This is a genomic window from Staphylococcus sp. EG-SA-2, from assembly GCF_017152085.1.
Map to the genome: position 1 here is coordinate 1 of NZ_JACYHC010001220.1, position 641 is coordinate 641.

The 641-nt window shown below is 35.3% G+C and carries 1 protein-coding gene; it reads left to right on the forward strand.

All coding sequences use genetic code 11. The features are described from left to right. The coding region (locus IDG60_RS19825; RefSeq protein ID WP_206161102.1) for a condensation domain-containing protein at positions 1 to 641 on the forward strand (641 nt) is incomplete at both ends.

Below are 641 nucleotides of genomic sequence, written 5' to 3' on the forward strand. Positions count from 1 at the left end.
GAATCGGATAGAGGCATCTACTGGGAAACGATTACAAATTGGTGATTTATTACAAAAGCCAACTGTATTTGAACTAGCACAAGCGATTGCTAAGGTTCAAGAACAAAACTATGAAGTGATTCCAGAAGCTATAGTTAAAGATGATTATGTGCTGAGCTCTGCACAAAAGCGTATGTATTTATTATGGAAATCAAACCATAAAGATACGGTGTATAACGTACCTTTTTTATGGCGGTTATCATCAGGACTTAATGTAGCTCAATTGCAACAAGCAGTTCAGCATTTGATAGCGCGACATGAGATTCTACGAACACAATATATTGTTGTAGATGATGAGGTTCGACAACGTATTGTGGCAGATGTTGTAGCTGACTTTGAAGAAGTTAACACGCATTTTACGGATGAACAAGAAATTATGCGCCAATTTGTGGCACCTTTTAATTTGGAAAAGCCAAGTCAAATTAGAGTGAGATACATTAGAAGTCCCTTACATGCATACCTGTTTATAGATACACATCATATCATTAATGACGGTATGAGTAATATACAATTAATGAATGATCTTAACGCACTTTATCAACATAAATTATTGTTACCACTTAAATTGCAATATAAAGACTATAGTGAGTGGATGTCGCATC